We start from the raw sequence: 21,770 nt of genomic DNA, 5'->3' as shown, positions 1-21,770 counted from the left end.
CCTATCACTACCCAGAGTGAGGGCAACGAGCCAGTAAAGCCAGGGGTATTCGGAAATCTGTGGACACAAACATGGTTGTGGACAGCGCCATCACTCCGAAGAGTGACAATTTGCTTCCGAAGTGCCCTTCACAGGAAAACGAAGTTCATTCCTGTCGATCTTCGCGGCGAGCGCATCGAGCACGTCCACCCCCAGTACCTCACAGAACTGCAGCAGATAGGCCAGCACGTCAGCGACCTCATCGGCCACACGGTGCGCGGTTTCCGGCCGCTCCATGACCCGCTCCGACTGCTCGGGCGTCAGCCACTGGAAGATCTCGACCAGTTCGGACGCCTCCACGCTCAGTGCCACCGCCAGGTTCTTCGGGGTGTGGAAGGGCTGCCAGTCGCGCGCCGCCGCGAAGGCGGCCAGCCGCCGCTGGAGCAGCGCCAGCCGCTCGTCGGGCGCGGGCTCGGGTGAGGGGTTCTCGTTCATGGGTGCAGGTCTACCACTGACACCCCCGCCCGCTCCCGGGCGATGTCGGCGCCCTCCTCGCCCACCGCCGCCACCAGCCGGACGTGCCCGCGGCCGCACGAGAGCAGGGCCAGGCGCAGCAGTTCGGCGCGCTGGGTCCGGTCGAGGTCGCGGTCGAAGCCGTCGGCGAGGACGGTCAGCGCCTGCTGGGCGGGCAGGAGTTCGGCGCTCTGGTCGACGGCCAGCACCCCGGGCCCGGTGAGCAGGACGAGGGCCAGCCCCAGGAAGCGCAGCTCTCCCGCGCCGAGCCGACCCAGCTCCGTCGCCGGGAGGTCGCCGCGCAGCAGCTCGGCCAGCACCCGCCCGTCGGCCGTGGCCCGGTCCCCCAGCCCTTCCACCGGACCCGCGCAGCCGGTGCGGGCGGCCTCGGTCAGCAGGGCGTACCGGGTGCCGCACTCCTGCCGGGTCCGGCGCAGTACGTCGGCCAGGTTGCCGCAGTCGCCGCGCAGTCGGCCCGGACCGGGCGGCACGGGGGCGCGCATCGCGGCGGGTCGCGGGTCGACGGGGAACACCGACCGCAGCGCGATCACCACCTGTTCGGCGGCGGCGAGCACCTGCCGCTGACCCTCCGTGCTCCCGGCCACCCGCAGCGGCAGCAGCGCGGTGCCGAGCCGGTCGTCGGGGAAGGGGGCCCGGGTGACGCCGGTGGAACCGCCGGTCAGCCAGGCGGCCTGGACCGAGCGGCGCCCGGGGTCGCGCAGCGCGGTGTTCAGCAGGATCTGCTCGCCCGCGACGAGTCGTTCGCCGACGATGCGCAGGGCGGGTTCGGCCTGGACGGCGAGGTCGAGCCGGACCGGGCCCACGGGCCCGTCGACGGTGCAGCCGATCCGGAACCCGCGGCGCCGCTGCGCGTCGGGGCGGGACCGCTGCGGCACCAGGGCCACCGGATCCGGGAACACCTCGGCCAGGTCGGCGCCGGAGCCGAGCCGTGCGAGGGCCTCGTACCCGGCCAGGGCCTGGGACTTGCCGCTGCCGCTGGGTCCGGCGAAGAGGGTGACCGGGCCGAGCGGGAAGACCGCCGCGCGGTGGGCGGCGAAGGCGGACAGGCGCAGTTCGGTGACGGCGGGCCGGGCGTACGGCGCTCCCCCGGCGCCCCGCCCCGCCCCCGGTCGCGCTGCGGCGGCCCCCGCGCGCCGGCCGGCGTAGGGCCGCGGGGCGGGCACATGGGCCGAGGGTGCGGGTGGGGCTAAGGGGGTGGGCGGGGGCGGAGCGGCGGCGGGGGCCCTGCGGGTGCGGTCCGACGTACCGTCCGAAGCGGCGTCCGACGTGGTGTCCGACGTACTGCCCGACGTGGTGTCCAACATGGCGTCCATGCCCGGACGCTACGGGCCGGTCGGGCACCCCGGGCCGCGCTGAACCGTTCCGCCGCCGCGACCTTCCTACGATCGGGGGACGGCCGCGGCCGCGATCCCCTCCACTTCGGTGCCCACCGGCGCCAGCAGGAAGACGTTGCGGTCGACCCGGTGCATGCCGCTGCCCAGCCCGAAGACCACGCCGCTGCTGAAGTCCAGGATGCGCTTGGCCACTTCGCCGTCGGCACCCGTGAGGTCGAGCAGCACGGGGATCTGCGCGATGAGGTACTCGGCCACTTCGCGCGCGTCCGCGAAGACCTGCACCCTGATCACCACGAACCGGCGCTGCGCCGAAACGGCGGCGCCGGGGGCCGTCGGGATGGTGCGGTGGTCCACTCTGGACGGCCACTCGTTGCGGCTGCGCAGGGGCACCACCTGCGCGAGACCCTCCCACTGTTCATCGGTGACGTCGTACCTGCTCACCAGGCCGCCTCGGCCAGACGCTTCTTGTGCATCTCCCCATCCTCTCGCGTTTCACCCGTTCAGCCCAACAGCGACACGAAGCACGTAGGGTCGCCGCCATGACCCCTCGTGACGAGATCCCCGCGGTCCGTGAACCCGCGGGTCGCCCGGCCCCCGCAGCCAGGTTCGTCAAGCGCGCGGACGCGTTACGCAACCACGCGCAGATACTCGCCGCGGCGGAGCAGCTCTTCGCCGAACACGACCCCCGCACGGTAACGATGGACCGGATCGCGAAGACCGCCGGGGTCGGCCGGGCCACCCTCTACCGCCGCTTCCCCGATCCGCGGTCGATCGCGGTCGCGCTGCTGGACGAACACGAGCGCGTCCTCCAGGGCAGGCTCGCCTACGGCCCGCCGCCGCTCGGCCCCGGCGCCCCCGCCGCCGAGCGGCTGTCCGCCTTCTACTCCGCCGCCCTCGACCTGCTGGAGCGTCACCTTCCGCTGGCCCTGGGCGCCGAACACGGCCCGGCCCGCTTCACGGGCGCCGCGTACAGCCACTGGCGGGCCCACGTACGGACCCTGCTCGCGGACGCGGGCATGGAGGATCCGGAGAGCGGTGTGGACATCCTGCTCAGTCCGCTGGCGCCCGAGGTCTACCAGCACCAGCGGCACACCCTCGGCCTCAGCCGGGAGCGGATCATGCGGACCCTGGACCGGTTGGCGCGCCGGGTACTCAGCGACACCGAGATAGGTTAGGTTAGGCATACCTAACCAGCCCGCCTCGGGACGATGGAGAGATCCGCATGCGCATGTCCGGCGACCCTGCCCACCCGGCCGCATCCGACACCCCCGCCCCCGCCGGGTCCGGGGCGGCGTCGCCCGCCCGCCCGAGCGACGCGGAACGGGTGCGGTCCATCCTGGCCGCCGCCCACTCCATGACCGTGATCGCCGACGGGGTGCGCACCGAGGTCTGCCACCTGGACGGCGCCGACGTGCTCGGCCGCCTGCACCTGCACCCGGCCGCACCGGCCGCCGGGAACCCGATGGACGGGCGCTCCGCGCTGCACGACGGCAGGCCGGCGATCCGGCTGGAGTTCACCGACATCGCCTCGACCCCGGTGCGCGACCGGGTCCGCGCCCGGGTCACGATCCTCGGCCACCTGCTGACCCCGTACGCCGACGACGCCGACACCAGCACCTGCGTGGAATTCGTCCGGGCCGTCCTGGAGACGGACGAGGGCCGCTCGTACATCGGACTGGCTGACCTCGACGCGGCCTGCCCCGATCCGCTCGCCGCCTACGAGTCGGGGATGCTCACCCACCTGCTCGACGAGCACAACGAGCTGGTCACCCTGCTCCTGCGGCTGGTCCAGCCGCAGCCCGCGAACAAGGTGCTGCGCGCGCTGCCGCTCGCCATGGACCGCTACGGGATCACCCTGCGGCTCGAGGAGCGCGTCGGGCACCGCGACGTCCGGCTGTCCTTCCCCTCCCCGCTGGACGACGTCGAGCAGTCGGGGGTCCAGATCCAGGCCCTGCTGGCCGCGGCGCGGCGGCTCTCGCACCGCAACAGCCTGCCCGCCTGATTGGCCTGATCTCGCCCCGGTCGCACCGGAATAGCCCTGGATCAGGGGCAGTTGGAGCGATCATGAAGGCAATCACTTTCTCCGCTTACGGTACCGACGGCGCCCCCGGCAGCCTCGCTCTCGTCGACGCGCCCGCACCCAAGGTCGGCCCCGGCGAGGTGCTCGTCCGGGTGAAGGCCGCCGGGGTCAACCCGGTCGACTGGAAGATCGCCGCCGGATACCTCGACGCGACCACGGAGACCCGCTTCCCGGTCATACCGGGCTGGGACGTCGCCGGAGTCGTGGAGGCCCTCGGCGCAGACACCTCCGAGTACGCCGTGGGCGACGAGGTGTACGGCTACCTCCGCAAGGAGTGGGTGCAGCTCGGCACCTACGCCGAACTGGTCTCGGCCCCCGTGCGCACCCTGGCCCGCAAGCCCCGCGCCCTGACCTTCGAACAGGCCGCGGGCGTCCCCCTGGCCGGGCTGACCGCCTACCAGTCGCTGGCCCGGGTACGGGTCGCCGCGGGCGAGACCGTGGTCATCCACGCGGCGGCGGGCGGCACCGGATCGCTGGGCGTGCAGATCGCCGTCGCCCTCGGGGCCCGGGTGATCGGCACCGCCGGGGCGCACAACCACGACTACCTGCGCTCGCTGGGCGCCGAACCGGTGCTGTACGGCGAGGGGTTGGCCGACCGGATCCGCGCGCTGGCGCCCGAAGGCATCGACGCGGGCCTCGACTTCCACGGGGACGGGGCCGTCGAGGTCCTCCAGGGTCTGGTCAAGGAGCGCGGCCGGGTGGTCTCCATCGCCGACCCCGGCGCCGCGGCCAAGGGCGCGCACCAGCTCTGGGTGCGCCCCGACACCGCCGACCTGACCGCGCTGGCCCGGCTGGCGGACGACGGCAAGCTCAGCGTGCACGTGGAGCACGCCCTGCCGCTGGCGCAGGCGGCGAAGGCCTGGGAGATCAGCGCGGCGGGCCGCACCCGCGGCAAGATCGTGCTGACCGTCTGATCCGGCTCCCCCTGCCGCCCGTACGCACGCGCGGCAGGGGGGTGGGTGCCGGGCCCGGCACCCACCCCCCTCCTCCCGCGGCCGTCCGGCCCGGGGGTCAGTGCGCCCCCGCCGCCGCGTACCGGCCGGCCGGGCGCCCCAGGCCGTAGTTCTCGCGGAGGGTGCGTCCGGTGTACTCGGTGCGGAAGAGGCCGCGCCTCTGCAGGATCGGCACCACCTGGTCGACGAAGTCGGTGAGCCCGGTGGGCAGTACGGGCGCCATGATGTTGAACCCGTCGGCCGCGCCCTGGGTGAACCACTGCTCCAGCTGGTCGGCGATCTGCTCCGGGGTGCCCGCGAAGACCCGGTGGCCGCGACCCGCGCCGAGGCGGGCGATCAGCTCGCGCAGGGTGAGGCCGTCGCGGCGGGCGAGTTCGGCGACGAGCGTGAAGCGGCTCTTGTTGCCGTTGATGTCGCGCTCTTCGGGCAGTTCGGGCAACGGGCCGTCCAGCGGGTGCCCGGTGAGGTCGGTGCCCAGCATGCCGGAGAGCTGGGCCAGGCCGTACTCCGGCACCTGGAGGTCGGTGAGCTGCTGTTCCAGCGCCTTGGCCTCGGCCTCGGTGGACCCGATGACCGGTGCGATGCCGGGCAGGACGAGCAGGTCGCCCTCGGTGCGGCCGTAGCGGGCGAGGCGGGACTTGAGGTCCTTGTAGAAGGTCTGGCCGTCGGCGAGGGTCTGCTGCGCGGTGAAGACGGCCTCCGCGTACTGCGCGGCGAACTCCTTGCCGTCCTCGGAGGACCCGGCCTGGACCAGGAGCGGGTGGCCCTGGGGCGAGCGGGGCACGTTGAGGGCGCCGGCGACGCCGAAGTACGTGCCGCGGTGGTCGGCCGGGTGGAGCTTGTCGGTGTCGGCGTAGATCCCCCGCTCCTTGTCCAGGACGATCGCGTCGTCGTCCCAGCTGTCCCAGAGCTTGGTCGCCACGTCGAGGAACTCGCGGGCCCGGTCGTAGCGCAAGCCGTGCTCCAGGTGCTCCTCCTGGTTGAAGTTGCGGGCCTCGTCGACGGTGCCGGAGGTGACGATGTTCCACCCGGCGCGGCCGTTGCTGATGTGGTCGAGGGAGGCGAACTTGCGGGCCGTGTGGAACGGCTCGTTGAAGGTCGTCGACACGGTCGCGATCAGACCGATGTGCTCGGTGACGGCCGCGATCGCGGAGAGCAGGGTCAACGGCTCGAAGCCGCCGAGGGCGTTGTAGCGGGCCTTGCCCCACAGCGCGAGGCCGTCGGCGAAGAAGATGGAGTCGAGCAGCCCGCGCTCGGCGGTCCTGGCCAGCTCCTGGAAGTAGCGCAGGTCCGTGATCCGCTCGGGGCTGCTGTCGGGGTGGCGCCAGGCGGCGTCGTGGTGGCCGGCGTTCATCAGGAAGGCGTTGAGGTGGAGGGTGCGGCGGGAGTCGGTGCTCATGACGGGGTCCTCAGGGGAAGGCAGGGAAGGCGGGCGGGGCGGGAGTGCGGCGGCGGTCAGCCCGCGGCCGGGACGCGCCACAGGCTCAGGCGGCGTTCGATCGAGACGAGGATCTGGTTGAAGCCCACGCCGATCGCGGAGATGGTGATGATCCCGGCGTACATCTGCGGGATGGCGAAGTTGAACTGCGAGGCGTTGATCAGGTAGCCGAGGCCCGCCTTCGCGCCGATCATCTCGGCGGCGACGAGGACGAGGATGGAGACCGCTCCGGCCAGCCGGATGCCGGTGAAGATGGTCGGCACGGAGGACGGCAGGATCACCTTCTGGAACAACCGGAGGGTGGACAGGTCCATCGAGCGGGCGAGCTTGACGAGGGTGGGGTCGGCGCCGCGGACGGCGCTGATGGTGTTCAGCAGGACCGGCCAGACGCAGGCGTAGACGACCATCGAGATCTTCGAGGTCTCGCCGATGCCGAGCAGCAGCACGAAGACGGGGAGCAGCGCGAGGGCGGCCGTGTTGCGGAACACCTCCAGCAGGGGCCCGAGCAGTTCGGCGACCGGTCGGTACCAGCCGATCAGCAGGCCGAGCGGGACGGCGACGACGACGGCGATGCCGAAGCCGCCGAAGGAGCGGACGAGGCTGGCCCAGGTGTGTTCGCCGAGCTGTCCGTCGGCGAGCAGCTCCCACCAGGCGACGGCGACCTCGCTGAAGGGGGGCAGGAAGGTCCGGTCCACCAGGCCGAGGCGGGGTGCGGTCTCCCATACGAGGAGCAGTGCGACGAGGGCGGCGGAGCGGAGGGTCGCGCCGCGGATCCAGCGGATGGTGCGGGACCTCACTGCCGTGAGGGGGGTGGCGGGGGTTCGTGGCGCCGGCGGCTCGGTCGCGGGGGCGGGGGTGGGGGCGGTCGCGGGGGCGGGGGCGGTCGCGGGGGCCGGCTGGGGCTCGGGGGCCTCCGGCGGCGCCTCGAACGCCGGCGGGGCTGGATTCGGCGGGGCTGCGCTGGTCGGCGGGGCGGTTGTGGTGTGGGTTTCGGTGCTCATGCGGTGGCCTGTTCCTTTTCCAGTTGCTGGGCACGGGCCACCTCGTCGTGGAGCAGGGTCCAGATCTCGTGGCGGTAGCGGGCGAATTCGGGGCTGGAGCGCAGGTCCTCGCCCAGGAGGCCGTCCGTACGGCCCCCGAAGGAGACCGGGACGATCTCCTTGACCCGGCCGGGGCGGGAGGTGATCACCGCGACGCGCTGGCCGAGGTACACCGCCTCCTCGATGCTGTGCGTGATGAAGACGACCGTCTTGCCGGTGGCCTGCCAGATCCGCCGCAGTTCGTCCTGGAGGGACTCGCGGGTCTGGGCGTCGAGCGCCGCGAAGGGCTCGTCCATCAGCAGCACGTCGGGGTCGTAGGCCAGCGAGCGGGCGATCGCGACGCGCTGGCGCATCCCGCCGGACAGCTCGTGCGGATGCCGGTCGCCGAAGCCGGTGAGGCCGACCAGGTCGAGGAACTCCCTTGCCTTCTCGGTCCGTTGGCGGCGCGGTACGCCGGTGGCCTCCAGGCCGAACTCGATGTTGCCCAGCGCGGTGCGCCACGGCAGCAGCGCGTACTGCTGGAAGACGATGCCGCGGTCCAGGCCGGGGCCGGTGACGGGCTCGCCGTCGAGCAGGATCCGGCCGCCGCTCGGCCGGGTCAGCCCGCCGAGCAGGTCGAGGAGGGTGGACTTGCCGCAGCCGCTGGGGCCGACGACGACCAGGAACTCCCCCGCTCCGATGGAGAGGTCGATGCCGTCCAGTGCGGTGAAGTCGCCGCGGGACGCGGACGGGAAGGTCTTGGTGACCGATTCGAAGACGATCTTCGCCATGTCGCTCAGGCCCCCTTCCGGTAGTCGTTGAACTCGTTGGTGTAGAGGTCGGCGGCCTTGAGCTGGCCCTTCTTGATGTCTCCGCGCTCACCCAGCCAGTCGAGCCAGAGCTGGAACTCCTTGTCCCCGATCCGGCCACCGGTCTCGGCCACGCCGTACGAGTGCCAGTACTGGAGGGTGGAGGTGTCCTCGTTGCGGCCGCGCTTCTTGACGATGGCCGTCAACCGGGCGATGACCTCCTCGCGCGGGGTGCTCCGGGACCACTCGATGGCCTTGGCGACGCCCGTGACGAAGGTGCGGACGGTGTCCGGGTTCTCCTTGATGAAGCGCTGGGTCATCACGTAGGTGCCGGCGCTGAAGGCGCCGAGGAGTTCGAAGTCGGTGAACAGCGGGCGGATGCCGCCGTTCGCCAGCGCCTTGTCGCGCAGGACGCCGCCGAGGACGGCTACGTCGAGCTGCTTCTGGCGCAGCGACTGCTCGGCGTTGACGGGGGGCACGACCAGGGCCTCGACCTTGGCCGAGTCGGCCTTGGAGAGGCCGTTGCGGCTGAGGTAGATGTCCAGGAGGGCCTGGGAGTGCGCGCCCAGGGTGTTCATGCCGACCGATCTGCCGATCAGGTCGCGGGCGGAGCGGATCGGGCTGTCCTCCAGCACGTAGTAGCCGCTGTAGGCGTACTGGTCGGAGCCGTAGTAGGAGACGACGGCCTTGATCGGGGCCTTGCCCGACGCGAGTTTGACGACGGCGCCGTTGAAGGCTCCGCCGAAGTGGATCTGGCCGGTGGCGGCGGACTGGATGTCCTGCGGGCCGCTGATCGTGTTGCCGACCCAGTCGAGGGTGACGTCGCCGAGGTAGCCGAGGTCCGCGGCGAGTTCGGGCAGCGTGACCGCGCCGACCGAGCCCTGGTACTTCAGCTTCTTGATCTGCGCGCCCCCGCCCCCGCCGCCGCCGGAGGCCGTGGCCGTGCCGCAGCTCACCGCGGCCGCCGAGATGCCGATCAGGGCGAGGAACTGGCGCCGGGAAGTGGTGGTCCGGGTGGGTGTCGCGGGCATGGCTGGTCCTTCTCGGGACGGTGGGGCGGGGCGGTGGGGCGGGTGGTTACGGGGCGACGGTCAGGGTGGGGCGCGGGTGCGGGGCGGTGTGCAGGTGCAGGGCCTCGGCGAACTCGTCGACGGCCTGGAAGAGGTCGAGTTCGGCCTCGGGGCGCAGCCGGTCGGGCCCGTCGCCGCGCTCGACGGAGGAGTCCAGGACGAAGCGGCCGGTGGTGACGTGCCGGGCTCCGAGCGCGGTGAGCACCGGGCGCAGGGCGTAGTCGAGGGTCAGGACGTGGGCGAGGCTGCCGCCCGTGGCGAGCGGCAGGACGGTCTTCCCGGCCAGGCCGTCCTGCGGGAGCAGGTCGAGGAAGGCCTTGAGGAGGCCGGTGTACGAGGCCTTGTAGACCGGGGTCGCGATGACCAGGCCGTCCGCCTCGGCGACGGCGGCCAGCGCCCGGCGCAGTTCGGGCTGGCCGCTGCGGGCGGCGAGCAGGTCGGCTGCGGGGAGTTCGCGGACGGCCAGGTGCGCGGTCGCGAATCCGGAGTGGGACAGGCGGCGCAGGACGTGGTCGGCGACGACGGCGGTGCGCGAGTGCAGGGAGGGGCTGCCGGTGAGGGCGAGGATGCTGGCCACGGGGGCTCCTTGGGCGGCGTGCGTGCGGGGCGGGGTCAGACGGCGGCCGGAGCGGCGGGGGCCTCGGTCGTGGAGGCGCCGGAGGGGATCCCGAAGGACGGGTCGGGGACGCTCTCCGGGCTGATCAGGCGGGAGGAGCGGCCGTCGGGGCCGACCGGGACGTCGCCGTCGACGGTGACCCGGCGCAGGGTGCGCTCGTGGTCGTCGGAGTCGTCGACCCCGTAGTGCTGGGTGGCGCGGTTGTCCCAGATGGCGACGTCGCCGGTGCTCCACTGCCAGCGGACGGTGTTCTCCGGGCGCTCGACGTGCGCCTGGAACAGGTCGAGGAGGGCGCGGGAGTCGCGGCCGGTGAGGCCCTCGATGCGCTGGACGAAGTTGCCGAGGAGCAGGGTGCGTTCGTCGGTCTCGGGGTGGACGCGGACCACCGGGTGCTCGGTGAGGAAGGTGGTGGAGGTGAACACCTCGCGGTACTGGGCGAGGGCTTCGGGGAGGGCGTCGGGGCGCAGGGCGGCGTAGTCGTACTCGTTGGAGTGCACGGCGCGCAGGCCGTCGGCGAGCGCCCGCAGCGGTGCGGGGAGGTTGGCGTAGGCGGTGGCGGTGTTGGCCCACAGGGTGTCGCCGCCGTAGGGCGGGATGGTGACGGCCCGCAGGATGGAGAAGGCGGGGTAGGCCGGTACGAAGGTGACGTCGGTGTGCCACTGGTTGGCGCGGGCGCCGTGGTGGGAGTCGATGCCGAGGGCGTAACGCCCGTCCGCGGAGGGGACGGTGGGGTGCGCGACGGGGGTGCCGAGGAGCTGGGCGAAGGCCTCGTGGCCGGCCTCGTCGAGGTGGTCCTGGCCGCGGAAGAAGACGACCTTGTGCGTGAGGAGCGCGGCGCGGATCTGGGCGACGGTCTCGGGGCCGAGGTCGCCGCCGAGGCGGACGGAGCCGAGCTCGGCTCCGATCCGGCCGCCGACCTTCCTGACGGTGACGGTGGGGGCGGGGGCGGGGTGGGTGGCGGTGCTCATGGGGGCCTCCTGGGGATTCTTTCCTCAGCGGAAGAAATGTGGGTGGGCGGGCGGACTCCGCGGCGTCGCGGGGCGGGGCGTGGCGGGGTGTGCGGGGGCGCGGTGCGGTGGGGTGGGTGCGGTGGCTCGTGCGCCGCGGTGCGGACGGCGGGTGCGGGCCGCGCGCCGCCCGGAGGGGACCGGCCTGGGCCGGTGGCTTCGGGTGGCGGGGCCGGGGGCCCGGCTCCCCGGGTGTGGCTCGGGGAAGGGGCACGACCAGATCGCGGCCGCGGGCCGCGGGGTGCGGTGGCGGCGCGGGGCGCGGGTGGCGCGGGTGGGGCGGTCAGGCCCGGGAAGGGGCCGGACAGCGGCCCGGACATCCGCCCGGAGCGGTACACGCGCCGGGGGTGTGGAGCCGCGAGACGTTTCGATCGGTCGCGGACATGGCTCGGAGCCTGTCAGCGGGTCCGCCGCCGGTCAACCCCCTCGGGGAGGGGTGTGAACCGGCCAAACGGGCGGGTGGGGGGTGGTCGGGTCGGCCGCTCTGACCTGCGGTGATGGTGGTCGTGGGGTGGGTGGGGAGTGGCCGGTGGCGCATGATCGACCCTGGGGGATTTCATGGCGCCGCAACGTGGGCGCCATGCGATCGACCGACACGGGGTGGGGGGGTGCCGGTGCCGGTGCCGGTGTGGGGGCGGTGCCGGTGCGGGGGCCGGTGCGGGTGTGGGTGCCCTCCGGGGGGGGGGGGGGCGCCCCGGGGGGGGGGGGGGGGTGGGGGGGGGGGGGGGGGGGGGGGCGGGTGGGGGGGGGGGGGCCCTCGGGGGGCGCCTCAAACGCCGGCGGGGCTAGAGAGGTGAGGCTGCGTGCGCGGGGGCCGGGCTGGGATGGGGGCGGCTGCGTGCGCGGGGGCCGGGCTGGATGGATGGGTGCGGCTGTGTGGGCGGGGGCCGGGCTGGATGGATGGGTGCGGCTGTGTGGGCGGGGGCCGGGCTGGATGGATGGGTGCGGCTGTGTGGGCCCTCCGGGGGCGCCTCAAACGCCGGCGGGGCTGGATGGGGCGGGTGCTGGGATGGATGGGGGCGGCTGCGTGGGCGGGTGGTGGGCTGGATAGGTGCGGGTGCTGGGGTCCGGCATGATCTGGGGGAGGTTGTTGGCGCTCTGGGGGGGTCGGTTGAAGGTCGGGGACGGGGTGGGGGTGGCGCGTCGGGCCGGGGACGGGCGGGCGGTGGCCAATGCCGCCACGGTGCTGCGGACCGTGCTCGACCACGGGCCCGTCGCCCGTAGCGCGGTCTCCGGGCTGTGCGGGCTGAGTCCGGCCGCCGTGTCCCGGCAGACCACCCTGCTGGTCCGGCGCGGCCTGCTGCGCGAGGTGCCCGCTCCCCCGGCCGGGCCCGCGACGGCCGCGGGGCGGCCCCGGATCCCGCTGGACCTGCACACCGGGGCGGTCGGCGGCCCGCTGGCCGGGGCCCTGCACATCGGGGTGCGGGCCTGCGTCCTCGGGCTGGTCGACCTGCGCGGGCAGGTACTGGCCCGCCGGGCCCTGCCCCACGAGGAGGGGCTCGGCGCGCAGCGGCTGCTCGGCCGGGTCACGGGCGAACTGGACCGCTTCCTGGCCGAGTTCGGCGGCGGGCGCCCGCTGCTCGGGGTCGGCGCGGCGCTGGGCGGGTGGGTCCGCCCGGACACCGGGACCGTGGTCCGGCACGCGGCCCTGGGCTGGCGCGACGTACCGCTGGCCGACGTGCTGTCCCGGGAGCTGGGCGTGGCGGTCCGGGTGGACAACCACGCGCGCGCCGTCGGGCACGCGGAGATCCTCTTCGGGCACCCGCAGGCCCGCCGCAGCCTGGTCCACCTCTTCATCGGCAACGTCGTGGACGCCGCCTTCGGCATCGAGGGCGCCGTCCACCAGGGCCCCGGGGCCGCGGCCGGCGACGTGGCGCACCTGCCGGTGCCCGGGTCGACCGTGCCGTGCGCGTGCGGACGTACCGGCTGCCTCCAGGCCACCGCGTCCGACACGGCGCTCGGCGCGGAGGCGGTGCGCCGCGGGATCGTGCCGGAGCCCTCCGTCGGGCTGGTCGTCGACGCGGCGGCCACCGGCGATCCGCGCGCGGACGCGCTGCTGCGCGAGCGGGCCCGCGGCGTCGGGCGGGCGGCGGCGCTGCTCCTGGACGTCTTCAACCCGGCCGTGATGGTGATCTCCGAGCTGTCGAGCGTCCTGCACGAGGGCTATCTGGATGAAATCCGCGCGGCGGCGGCCGAGCTGTCCCCGGGATCGGCCGGCCCCGGGCGGATCGTCGCCCCGCACGCCGGGCCCGCCGTGCTCCCCCAGGCGGCGGCGACCGCGCTGCTGGGTCCGTTGTTCCGGGATCCCGCCGGTCTGTCCTGAAGGTGATACGCACCGCGAGTGACAGATCACATAGAGGGAATGTGGCTTCGCTTTAGCGCCGCCCCTAGCATTCGAGCCATGACGGTCCTGCCTGATGACGGGCTTTCCCTGGCCGCCGAGTTCCCTGACGCGACGCATGAGCAGTGGCAGCGCCTGGTAGAAGGCGTGCTGCGCAAGTCGGGCAAGGAAGTCTCCGGCGAGGCAGCTGAGAACGCGTTGTCCACCACGCTCGAGGACGGGCTCAGTACGCGCCCGCTCTACACCGCAACCGCTTCCGGGGGCTCCGCGGACACCACGGCCATCGGCCTGCCCGGTTTCGCGCCGTTCCTGCGCGGGGGCCGGGCCGAGGGCACCGCCGCCACGGGCTGGGACGTGCGCCAGCGACTCGCGCACACCGACCCCGCGCTCCTGAACGAGGCCGTCCTCGCCGACCTGGAGAACGGGGTCACCTCGCTGTGGCTGACCGTGGGCCGGGCCGGCGTCCCGATCGAGGGGCTGGACCGCGCACTGACCGGGGTCTACCTGGACCTCGCACCGGTCGCCCTGGACGCCGGAGCCGAATTCCTGGGGGCGGCGCGGGAATTGCTGCGCCTGTACGCCGAGCGCGAGGTGGCCCCCGAGGCCGCGCGCGGCAACCTCGGCGCCGACCCGCTGGGCCACGAGGCCCGTACCGGCGAGGCGCTGGAGCTCGCCGGGGCCGTGGAACTGGCCCGCGAGAGCGCGGCCGACTGGCCCGGCCTGCGCGCCCTGGTCGTGGACGCGCTCCCCTACCACGAGGCGGGCGGCTCGGCGGCGCAGGAGCTGGGGCTGTCCCTGGCCACCGGCGTGGCCTACCTGCGCGCCCTCACCGACGCGGGCCTGGACACCGCGGCCGCCCTCGGGCAGCTGGAGTTCCGCTACGCCGCCAGCGCCGACCAGTTCCTCACCATCGCCAAGCTGCGGGCCGCGCGCCGCCTGTGGGCCCGGATCGCCGAGGCCTGCGGGGCCCCGGAGGCCGGCGCCCAGCGCCAGCACGCGGTGACCTCGCCGGTCATGATGACCCGGCGCGACCCGTGGGTGAACATGCTGCGCACCACCGTGGCCTGCATGGCCGCGGGCGTGGGCGGGGCCGACTCGGTCACCGTGCTCCCCTTCGACCACGACCTCGGGCTGCCGGACGCCTTCGCGCGCCGGATCGCCCGCAACACCTCCACCATCTTGATGGAGGAGTCGCACCTGGCCCGGGTGATCGACCCGGCGGGCGGTTCCTGGTACGTCGAGCAGCTCACGGACGAACTCGCGCACGCCGCCTGGGAGTTCTTCCAGACCGTGGAGAAGTCGGGCGGCCTGCCCGCCGCGCTGCGCTCCGGTCTGGTCGCCGAACGACTGGCCGCCACCTGGGCCGAGCGGTCCAAGAAGCTCGCCAAGCGCCGCGAACCGATCACCGGCGTCAGCGAGTTCCCGCTGCTGTCCGAGAAGCCGGTGGTGCGCGAGAGCGCGCCCGCCGCGCCCTCGGGCGGGCTGCCGCGGGTCCGCCGCGACGAGGCCTACGAGGCGCTGCGCGCCCGGTCCGACGCGCACCTCGCGGCGACCGGCTCCCGGCCGCGGATCTTCCTCGCGGCGCTGGGTCCGGCCGCGGCGCACACCGGTCGGGCCACCTTCGCCTCCAACCTGTTCCAGGCGGGCGGCGTCGAGGCGGTGCACGACCCGGTGTCCGTGGACGCGGACACCGCGGCGGCCGCCTACGCGGCGAGCGGCGCCGACGGCATGGCCGTGCTGTGTTCCAGCGACGCGCTGTACGAGGAGCGGGCCGGGGCGGTGGCGGCCGCACTGCGCGCCGCGGGCGCCCGGACCGTCTTCCTCGCGGGTCGACCGGGCACCTGCGCGGACGATGTGGACGAGTACGTCTTCGCCGGCTGCGACGCGGTCGCCGTGCTGTCCTCCGTACTCGACCGGATGGGAGTGACCACGTGAGCATCCCCGATTTCTCCGAGCTGGCGCTCGGCGGGACCGCTCCCGCCGGGTCCGAGGAGCAGTGGCGGGCGGCGGTGAAGGAGTCCACCGGCTCCGCCACCGAGGACCTGCTGTGGGAGACGCCCGAGGGCATCGGCGTCAAGCAGCTGTACACCGGGCGGGACGTGGAGGGCCTGGACTTCCTGGGGACCTACCCGGGCGTGGCCCCGTACCTGCGCGGCCCGTACCCGACGATGTACGTCAACCAGCCCTGGACGATCCGGCAGTACGCGGGTTTCTCCACGGCCGAGGAGTCCAACGCCTTCTACCGGCGCAACCTGGCGTCCGGTCAGAAGGGCCTGTCGGTCGCCTTCGACCTGCCGACGCACCGCGGCTACGACAGCGACCACCCCCGGGTGACGGGCGACGTCGGCATGGCGGGCGTGGCGATCGACTCGATCTACGACATGCGCCAGCTGTTCGACGGGATCCCGCTGGACAAGATGTCGGTGTCGATGACGATGAACGGCGCGGTGCTGCCCGTGCTGGCGCTGTACATCGTGGCGGCCGAGGAGCAGGGGGTGTCCCCCGACAAGCTCGCGGGGACCATCCAGAACGACATCCTCAAAGAGTTCATGGTCCGCAACACCTACATCTATCCGCCGAAGCCGTCGATGCGGATCATCTCCGACATCTTCTCCTTCACCTCGCAGAAGATGCCGCGGTACAACTCGATCTCGATCTCCGGCTACCACATCCAGGAGGCGGGGGCGACCGCCGACCTGGAGCTGGCCTACACCCTGGCCGACGGGGTGGAGTACCTGCGGGCCGGGCTGGGCGCCGGGATGGACGTCGACGCCTTCGCGCCGCGCCTGTCCTTCTTCTGGGCGATCGGCATGAACTTCTTCATGGAGGTCGCCAAGCTGCGGGCCGCCCGCCTGCTGTGGGCGCGCCTGGTCAAGCAGTTCGACCCGAAGAACGCCAAGTCCCTCTCGCTGCGCACGCATTCGCAGACCTCGGGCTGGTCGCTCACGGCCCAGGACGTCTTCAACAACGTGACGCGCACGTGCGTCGAGGCGATGGCGGCGACCCAGGGGCACACCCAGTCGCTGCACACCAACGCCCTCGACGAGGCGCTCGCGCTGCCGACGGACTTCTCGGCGCGGATCGCGCGCAACACCCAGCTGCTGCTCCAGCAGGAGTCGGGGACCTGCCGGGTGATCGACCCGTGGGGCGGCAGCGCGTACGTCGAGAAGCTGACCTACGACCTGGCCCGCCGGGCGTGGCAGCACATCGAGGAGGTCGAGGCGGCCGGCGGCATGGCGCAGGCCATCGACGCGGGCATCCCGAAGCTGCGCGTGGAGGAGGCCGCGGCCCGCACGCAGGCGCGGATCGACTCGGGCCGCCAGCCGGTGATCGGGGTGAACAAGTACCGGGTGGAGAGCGACGAGCTGATCGACGTGCTCAAGGTGGACAACTCCTCGGTGCGCGCCCAGCAGATCGCCAAGCTGCGGCGGCTGCGCGAGGAGCGCGACGAGGCGGTGACGCAGGACTGCCTGCGGGCGCTGACGAACGCCGCCGAGCGCGGTGCGGGTTCGGGCCTGGAGGGCAACCTCCTCAAGCTGGCGGTGGACGCGGCCCGCGCGAAGGCGACCGTGGGCGAGATCTCGGACGCGTTGGAGAAGGTGTACGGGCGGCACGCGAGCCAGATCCGTACGATCTCGGGTGTGTACCGCAACGAAGCAGGCGAGTCCCCGTCGGTCGAGCGCACCCGTGCGCTGGTGGACCGGTTCGAGGAGGCGGAGGGCCGTCGGCCGCGCATCCTGGTGGCCAAGATGGGCCAGGACGGGCACGACCGCGGCCAGAAGGTGATCGCGACCGCCTTCGCCGACCTGGGCTTCGACGTGGACGTCGGCCCGCTCTTCCAGACGCCCGAGGAGGTCGCCCGGCAGGCGGTCGAGGCGGACGTCCACGTGGTGGGCGTGTCCTCGCTGGCGGCCGGCCACCTCACCCTCGTACCGGCGCTGCGCGAGCAGCTCGCGCACGAGGGGCGCGAGGACATCATGATCGTGGTCGGCGGGGTGATCCCGCCCGCGGACGTGCCGACGCTGCTGGAGATGGGCGCCACCGCGGTGTTCCCGCCCGGCACGGTCATCCCGGACGCGGCGCACGACCTGGTGACGCGACTGGCCGCCGACCTCGGCCACGAGCTGTAGGCGAGGCGGCGACCCGATGCCCCCGAAGATCGACATCGAGGCCTACGCCAAGGGCGTGCTCGACGGGAAGCGCGCGCACATCGCGCGCGCGATCACCCTCGTCGAGTCCACCCGGGCCGATCACCGCGTGCTGGCGCAGCGGCTCCTGACGGAGCTGCTGCCGCACACGGGCGCCGCGCGCCGGATCGGGATCAGTGGTGTGCCGGGCGTGGGCAAGTCGACGTTCATCGATGCCTTCGGCACGATGCTGACCGGGCTCGGGCACCGGGTGGCGGTGCTGGCCGTGGACCCGTCCTCCACCCGCACGGGCGGCTCGATCCTGGGCGACAAGACCCGGATGGAGCGCCTGGCGGTGGATCCGGCGGCCTTCGTCCGGCCGTCCCCCTCGGCGGGCACCCTGGGCGGGGTCGCGAAGGCGACCCGCGAGTCGATGATCGTCATGGAGGCCGCGGGCTACGACGTGGTGCTCGTGGAGACGGTCGGCGTCGGCCAGTCCGAGACCACGGTGGCCGGGATGGTCGACTCGTTCCTGCTGCTGTCGCTGGCGCGTACGGGCGACCAGCTCCAGGGCATCAAGAAGGGCGTCCTGGAGCTCGCGGACGTGCTCGCCGTGAACAAGGCGGACGGGCCGCACGAGCGGGACGCCCGGGCGGCCGCGCGCGAACTCTCCGGTGCGCTGCGGCTGATGCACCCGGTGGACGCGGCCTGGACCCCGCCGGTCCTGACGTGCAGCGCGCGCGAGTCGGCGGGGCTGGACGAGGTCTGGGAGCGGCTCGAGGCGCACCGCAGGGTGCTGGAGGCGGACGGCCGGCTGGCGGCCAAGCGGGCGGCGCAGCAGGTGGAGTGGACCTGGTCGATGGTCCGCGACGAGCTGCTCGGGCGGCTGCGGGCGGACCCGGCGGTACGGGAGTTGGCCCCGGGCCTGGAGGCGGGGGTGCGGGCGGGCACGGTGACCGCGACCTCGGCGGCGGACCAGCTGTTGGCGGCCTTCGGTCGGGGCGGCGGGCCCGCCGGAGCCTGAGGTGGATCCCCCGGATCCGGGTCGGTCGCACGGCGACCCGGATCCGGGGTGCTCACGCGTCGACGAGGACCGGGCCCTCGGTCACGAGCGAGCGGTGCAGGATCCGCACCCGCTCGGCCGGGTCCTGGCTGGCCAGCAGCGCGGAGAGGACCGCTATCCGGGCCTGCCCGGCGCGCAGCGTGCCGCTCTTCACGGCCCCGACGGCGACCAGGTCGACGGCTCCGCCGTGGGTGTAGATCTCGGTGACCGGTCCCGCCGCGACGCGGGTGGTCAGCGCCACGAGCACGCCGCGCGCGGTGGCGGCGCGGACCGCTTCCACGATCTCGGGGGTGGCGTTGCCGGCGCCGGTGGCGACGAGGACGATGCCCTGCGCGCCGGCCGCGACGGCGGCCTCGAAGAGCACCGGGTCGGCGTCGGCGTGGTGCATCACCATGTCCACGCGGGGCGGCAGTTCCGGCATCGCGGGCAGCGGGAGGGCCTGCGGGCGCACCGCGTGGCGCAGCACGGTGACCTTGCCGAAGCCGACCTTGCCGAGCTGTTCGCCCGAGGGGTCGGCGAAGGCGTCCGCGATCAGCGTCTGGGTCTTGATCGTTCCGCGGGCGGCGTGGACCCGTCCGGCGAAGGCGATCAGTACGCCGAGCCCGCGGGTGGTGGCGGCGGTGAGCAGGGCGTCGTAGAGGTTGCCGGGGCCGTCGCCGTCCGTGGCGCCCATGGGCAGCTGCGAGCCGGTGAAGACGACCGTGCGCGGGTCGTGGTGGTGCAGGTCGACCAGGAAGGCGGACTCTTCGAGGGTGTCCGTGCCGTGGGTGACGACGATGCCCTGGACGTCGGGGTCGGCGAGCACCTCGTGCACGGTGCGCAGGAGGGTCAGCTGGTGGGCGGTGGTGAGCCGGGGGCTGTTCACGCTGAACAGGTCGACGATCTCGACCGTGATCCCCTCGGGCAGCGGCGCCGTGGCCATGACCTCGCGCCCGTCGGCGTCGGCCGCGAATCCCGAACCCTGCCACCGGCTCGCTATCGTCCCGCCGGTGCTGATGACGACGATCCGTCCCATGGCTGCCCGCCTTTCCCCACATAGCCCCCGTACATGTTTTCGTATCCAGCAATCATAGGAATATCCACGCGCAATGTGATTGCGATTTCAGCCCGAGATTTAACGCACCATGGGTGATGATTGCTCCATGGACGCCATCGACCGTGAAATATTGCGTGAGCTACAGAAGGACGGGCGGCTCACCAACCAGGAGCTGGCCCAGCGGGTGGGACTCACCCCCTCCCCCTGCATGCGCCGGGTCCGCCAGCTGGAACAGGACGGGGTGATCCAGGGCTACCGGGCGGTGATCGATCCGGACGCCGTCGGGCGCGGCTTCGAGGTGCTGGTCTCGGTCGAGGTGCGCCGCGACCGGGAGTCCGTCGAGGCCTTCGAGGCGGCCCTCCAGGACATTCCGGACGTGATCGAGGCCTACCGGCTCTTCGGCAGCCCCGGCTGCCTGCTGCGGATCGCGGTCGCGGACCTGCGGGCGTACGAGCGGCTGTGGATCGAGCAGCTGACCGCGCTGACCGGGATCACCGAGGTCAACTCGCAGATCATCATGAAGCGGATCAAGGAGCCGACGGGATTGCCGGTGTGATCTGACGGACCACCACGGCGGCGCTCCCGCGCCGGGGCGCGGCGCACTAGGGTGGCCCGGTGGTGTTGTCCGGGCACAGGTGCCCGAAGTCCATTGGGGGTTGTGGTGGTTTCTGGTCGTGTGATCCGGTTCGACGGTACCCGGGGTTACGGGTTCATCGCTCCGGAAGACGGTGGGGAGGACGTCTTCCTCCACGTGAACGACATGCTGATCCCGGAGTCCTACGTGCGCTCCGGGACCGCGCTCGAATTCGAGGTGGAGGACGGGGACCGCGGCCTGAAGGCCTCCTCGGTCCGGCTCGCCACGAACCCGGACGGCACTCCCGTGACGCCGCCGGTGGCGGCCGCGGCGGCCACCGGGGCCGCGTCCGGTCGGACCGCGTCCGGTGACGACGCGCTGTGCGACGCGCTGAGCCGGGGTCAGTACCTGCGCGAGGTGACCGAGGTGCTCCTGGAGTCGGTGCCCACCCTGACCGGCGCCCAGATCGTCCAGGTCCGCAACCGCTTCCTCCAGGTGGCCCAGGGCCACGGGTGGATCGAGGGGTAGTGCCGGGCCCCCTCCGCCGGGCCCGGGCCCGGCGGAGGAGGGGCGCACGGCCGGTTCAGGACGTGCGCGCGTCCGCGACCGGCGCGTGGGCCGGGTCGAGCAGTCGGGTCAGGTGCCGCGCCTGCGCGTCCCACGACCAGGACTCCCGCGCCCACGCGCGGCCCGCGGCGCCCATCTGCGCCGCCCGCCCGGTGTCCAGCAGCAGCCGGGTCAGCACGGCGGCCACGACCGTCGGGTCGGTGCCGTCCACGACGCGCCCGGTGGTGCCGTCGAGCACCGTGTCGGGGGCTCCGCCGGAGTCGCCGACGACCACCGGCAGGCCGCTGGCCGCGGCCTCCAGGAAGACGATGCCGAGGCCCTCCGCCTCCAGCCCGCCCTTGCGGGTCCGGCAGGGCATCGCGAAGACGTCGGCCGCCGCGTAGTACCGGGGGGTCTCCCGGTGGGTCTTGCCGCCCACGAAGCGGACCGCGTCCGCGCCGCCGTGCCGCAGCGCCAGCTTGCGCAGCCGGGCCTCGTGCGGCCCCTGGCCGACCACCAGCAGCACCGCGTCGGGCACCTGTCGCCGGATCAGCGGCATCGCCTCGATCAGCTTGTCCTGCCCCTTGCGCGGCACCAGCCGGGACACGCACAGGATGATGCGCTTGCCCTCCAGCCCCAGCTCGGCGCGCAGCGCGGCGCCCGCGTCCGGGTCGGGGCGGTACGCGTCCGCATCCACGGCCGGCACCAGGCGGCTCAGCTCGGCCGTCGGGCCGAGCGCGGGGGCTATCCGGGAGCGGGTGTACTCGCCGAGGTAGGTGACCACGTCCACGCCGTCGCCGATGCGGCGCATCATCCGCCGGGCACCGGGCAGTCGGGCCCACCAGATCTCGTGACCGTGGGTGGTGGCGACGATGCGCCGCACGCCGTTCGCGCGCAGGGCCGGGGCCATCATGGCGAGCGGCGCGGCCGCACCGAACCAGACCCGGTCGCAGCCGTGGGCCCGGGCTATCTCGACGGCCTTCTTCGTGACCCGGCCGGTCGGCAGCAACATGCCGCTGGTGTCCCGGACGACGGGGAAGGGGAGCGTGGCGTCGTAGGCCGCTCCCCCCTCTTCGTGCGAGGTGTAGACGACGACGTCACCTCCCGGGACCCGGGTGGTCATGGCGTGGACGAACGTCTCGATGCCCCCCTGGCGCGGCGGGAAGTCGTTGGTGATGACAAGAGTGGAGCCCATGACAGTCCAGGATCGTGCAACCGGGGGCGATCGGACGCACCGCGACCGG

At 73.5% G+C, this 21,770-nt stretch carries 20 protein-coding genes; 9 read left to right on the top strand and 11 right to left on the bottom strand.

Annotated features, from left to right (window positions below; all coding sequences use genetic code 11):
- Positions 1–90: 90 nt before the first annotated feature.
- The 3 genes from ACFWAR_RS15605 to ACFWAR_RS15595 form a co-directional block, all read right to left on the bottom strand.
- Positions 91–474 carry a nucleotide pyrophosphohydrolase gene (locus tag ACFWAR_RS15605; protein ID WP_385777221.1) on the bottom strand — a complete coding sequence of 128 codons (384 nt, stop codon included), beginning with the start codon at positions 472–474 and terminating at the stop codon, positions 91–93.
- Entirely contained in the window at positions 471–1,826 is a 1,356-nt protein-coding gene (locus ACFWAR_RS15600; RefSeq protein ID WP_385777219.1) for an AAA family ATPase, read from the bottom strand. The genes ACFWAR_RS15605 and ACFWAR_RS15600 overlap by 4 nt, the downstream gene beginning before the upstream one ends.
- 66 nt (positions 1,827–1,892) lie before the next feature.
- A complete protein-coding gene (locus tag ACFWAR_RS15595) occupies positions 1,893–2,288 on the bottom strand; it encodes a cell division protein SepF (protein WP_385777217.1) in 396 nt (131 codons plus the stop codon).
- Positions 2,289–2,386: 98 nt separating this feature from the next.
- Between ACFWAR_RS15595 and ACFWAR_RS15590 the strand changes: the two genes are divergently transcribed.
- The 3 genes from ACFWAR_RS15590 to ACFWAR_RS15580 all read left to right on the top strand — a co-directional run bounded on the left by ACFWAR_RS15590 (position 2,387) and on the right by ACFWAR_RS15580 (position 4,841).
- Positions 2,387–3,022: a TetR/AcrR family transcriptional regulator gene (locus ACFWAR_RS15590; RefSeq protein WP_385777215.1), complete on the top strand. Its 636-nt coding sequence runs from the start codon at positions 2,387–2,389 to the stop codon at positions 3,020–3,022.
- Positions 3,023–3,075: 53 nt separating this feature from the next.
- Complete coding sequence (locus ACFWAR_RS15585; protein ID WP_385777292.1) at positions 3,076–3,849, top strand: DUF2470 domain-containing protein; 774 nt, start codon at positions 3,076–3,078, stop codon at positions 3,847–3,849.
- A 62-nt stretch (positions 3,850–3,911) separates the two neighbouring features.
- Entirely contained in the window at positions 3,912–4,841 is a 930-nt protein-coding gene (locus tag ACFWAR_RS15580; RefSeq protein ID WP_385777213.1) for an NADP-dependent oxidoreductase, read from the top strand.
- Positions 4,842–4,938: 97 nt separating this feature from the next.
- On the opposite strand, the gene ACFWAR_RS15575 is transcribed toward ACFWAR_RS15580, so the two are convergent.
- Genes ACFWAR_RS15575 through ACFWAR_RS15550 form a run of 6 tightly spaced genes read right to left on the bottom strand, consistent with a single transcriptional unit; the run spans position 4,939 to position 10,800 of the window.
- Positions 4,939–6,279 carry an LLM class flavin-dependent oxidoreductase gene (locus ACFWAR_RS15575; RefSeq protein WP_385777211.1) on the bottom strand — a complete coding sequence of 447 codons (1,341 nt, stop codon included), beginning with the start codon at positions 6,277–6,279 and terminating at the stop codon, positions 4,939–4,941.
- Between the two features lie 56 nt (positions 6,280–6,335).
- Complete coding sequence (locus ACFWAR_RS15570; protein ID WP_385777209.1) at positions 6,336–7,319, bottom strand: ABC transporter permease; 984 nt, start codon at positions 7,317–7,319, stop codon at positions 6,336–6,338.
- A complete protein-coding gene (locus tag ACFWAR_RS15565) occupies positions 7,316–8,128 on the bottom strand; it encodes an ABC transporter ATP-binding protein (protein ID WP_385777207.1) in 813 nt (270 codons plus the stop codon). Before ACFWAR_RS15565 ends, ACFWAR_RS15570 begins: the two co-directional genes overlap by 4 nt.
- A gap of 5 nt (positions 8,129–8,133) precedes the next feature.
- Positions 8,134–9,177, bottom strand: a complete 1,044-nt coding sequence (locus ACFWAR_RS15560; RefSeq protein ID WP_385777205.1) for an ABC transporter substrate-binding protein — start codon at positions 9,175–9,177, stop codon at positions 8,134–8,136.
- Between the two features lie 46 nt (positions 9,178–9,223).
- Positions 9,224–9,793: an NADPH-dependent FMN reductase gene (gene ssuE, locus ACFWAR_RS15555; protein ID WP_385777203.1), complete on the bottom strand. Its 570-nt coding sequence runs from the start codon at positions 9,791–9,793 to the stop codon at positions 9,224–9,226.
- Positions 9,794–9,828: 35 nt separating this feature from the next.
- Positions 9,829–10,800 carry a TauD/TfdA dioxygenase family protein gene (locus tag ACFWAR_RS15550; RefSeq protein ID WP_385777201.1) on the bottom strand — a complete coding sequence of 324 codons (972 nt, stop codon included), beginning with the start codon at positions 10,798–10,800 and terminating at the stop codon, positions 9,829–9,831.
- Positions 10,801–11,974: 1,174 nt separating this feature from the next.
- Between ACFWAR_RS15550 and ACFWAR_RS15545 the strand changes: the two genes are divergently transcribed.
- The 4 genes from ACFWAR_RS15545 (at position 11,975) to meaB (ending at position 18,331) form a co-directional block, all read left to right on the top strand.
- Complete coding sequence (locus ACFWAR_RS15545; RefSeq protein ID WP_385777290.1) at positions 11,975–13,162, top strand: ROK family protein; 1,188 nt, start codon at positions 11,975–11,977, stop codon at positions 13,160–13,162.
- Between the two features lie 78 nt (positions 13,163–13,240).
- Entirely contained in the window at positions 13,241–15,115 is a 1,875-nt protein-coding gene (locus ACFWAR_RS15540) for a methylmalonyl-CoA mutase family protein (RefSeq protein ID WP_385777199.1), read from the top strand.
- On the top strand, positions 15,112–17,310 hold the full coding sequence (gene scpA, locus ACFWAR_RS15535; protein WP_385777197.1) for a methylmalonyl-CoA mutase: 2,199 nt from the start codon (positions 15,112–15,114) through the stop codon (positions 17,308–17,310). The genes ACFWAR_RS15540 and scpA overlap by 4 nt, the downstream gene beginning before the upstream one ends.
- A 16-nt stretch (positions 17,311–17,326) precedes the next feature.
- Entirely contained in the window at positions 17,327–18,331 is a 1,005-nt protein-coding gene (gene meaB / locus ACFWAR_RS15530) for a methylmalonyl Co-A mutase-associated GTPase MeaB (RefSeq protein WP_385777195.1), read from the top strand.
- 52 nt (positions 18,332–18,383) lie between these two features.
- Here meaB and ACFWAR_RS15525 read toward each other — a convergent pair whose 3' ends face one another.
- On the bottom strand, positions 18,384–19,385 hold the full coding sequence (locus ACFWAR_RS15525; protein ID WP_385777193.1) for an asparaginase: 1,002 nt from the start codon (positions 19,383–19,385) through the stop codon (positions 18,384–18,386).
- Positions 19,386–19,512: 127 nt separating this feature from the next.
- Between ACFWAR_RS15525 and ACFWAR_RS15520 the strand changes: the two genes are divergently transcribed.
- Together ACFWAR_RS15520 and ACFWAR_RS15515 are read left to right on the top strand one after the other, a co-directional pair.
- Positions 19,513–19,962 carry an Lrp/AsnC family transcriptional regulator gene (locus ACFWAR_RS15520; RefSeq protein WP_354379099.1) on the top strand — a complete coding sequence of 150 codons (450 nt, stop codon included), beginning with the start codon at positions 19,513–19,515 and terminating at the stop codon, positions 19,960–19,962.
- 102 nt (positions 19,963–20,064) lie between these two features.
- Positions 20,065–20,508, top strand: a complete 444-nt coding sequence (locus ACFWAR_RS15515; protein WP_385777191.1) for a cold-shock protein — start codon at positions 20,065–20,067, stop codon at positions 20,506–20,508.
- A gap of 55 nt (positions 20,509–20,563) precedes the next feature.
- Here ACFWAR_RS15515 and ACFWAR_RS15510 read toward each other — a convergent pair whose 3' ends face one another.
- On the bottom strand, positions 20,564–21,721 hold the full coding sequence (locus ACFWAR_RS15510) for a glycosyltransferase family 4 protein (protein ID WP_385777189.1): 1,158 nt from the start codon (positions 21,719–21,721) through the stop codon (positions 20,564–20,566).
- Positions 21,722–21,770 lie beyond the last annotated feature (49 nt).

The sequence above is a fragment of the Streptomyces sp. NPDC059917 genome (genome assembly GCF_042730635.1).
Taxonomy (GTDB): Bacteria; Actinomycetota; Actinomycetes; order Streptomycetales; family Streptomycetaceae; genus Streptomyces.
This window is presented reverse-complemented; position numbering and strand designations above follow the sequence as displayed.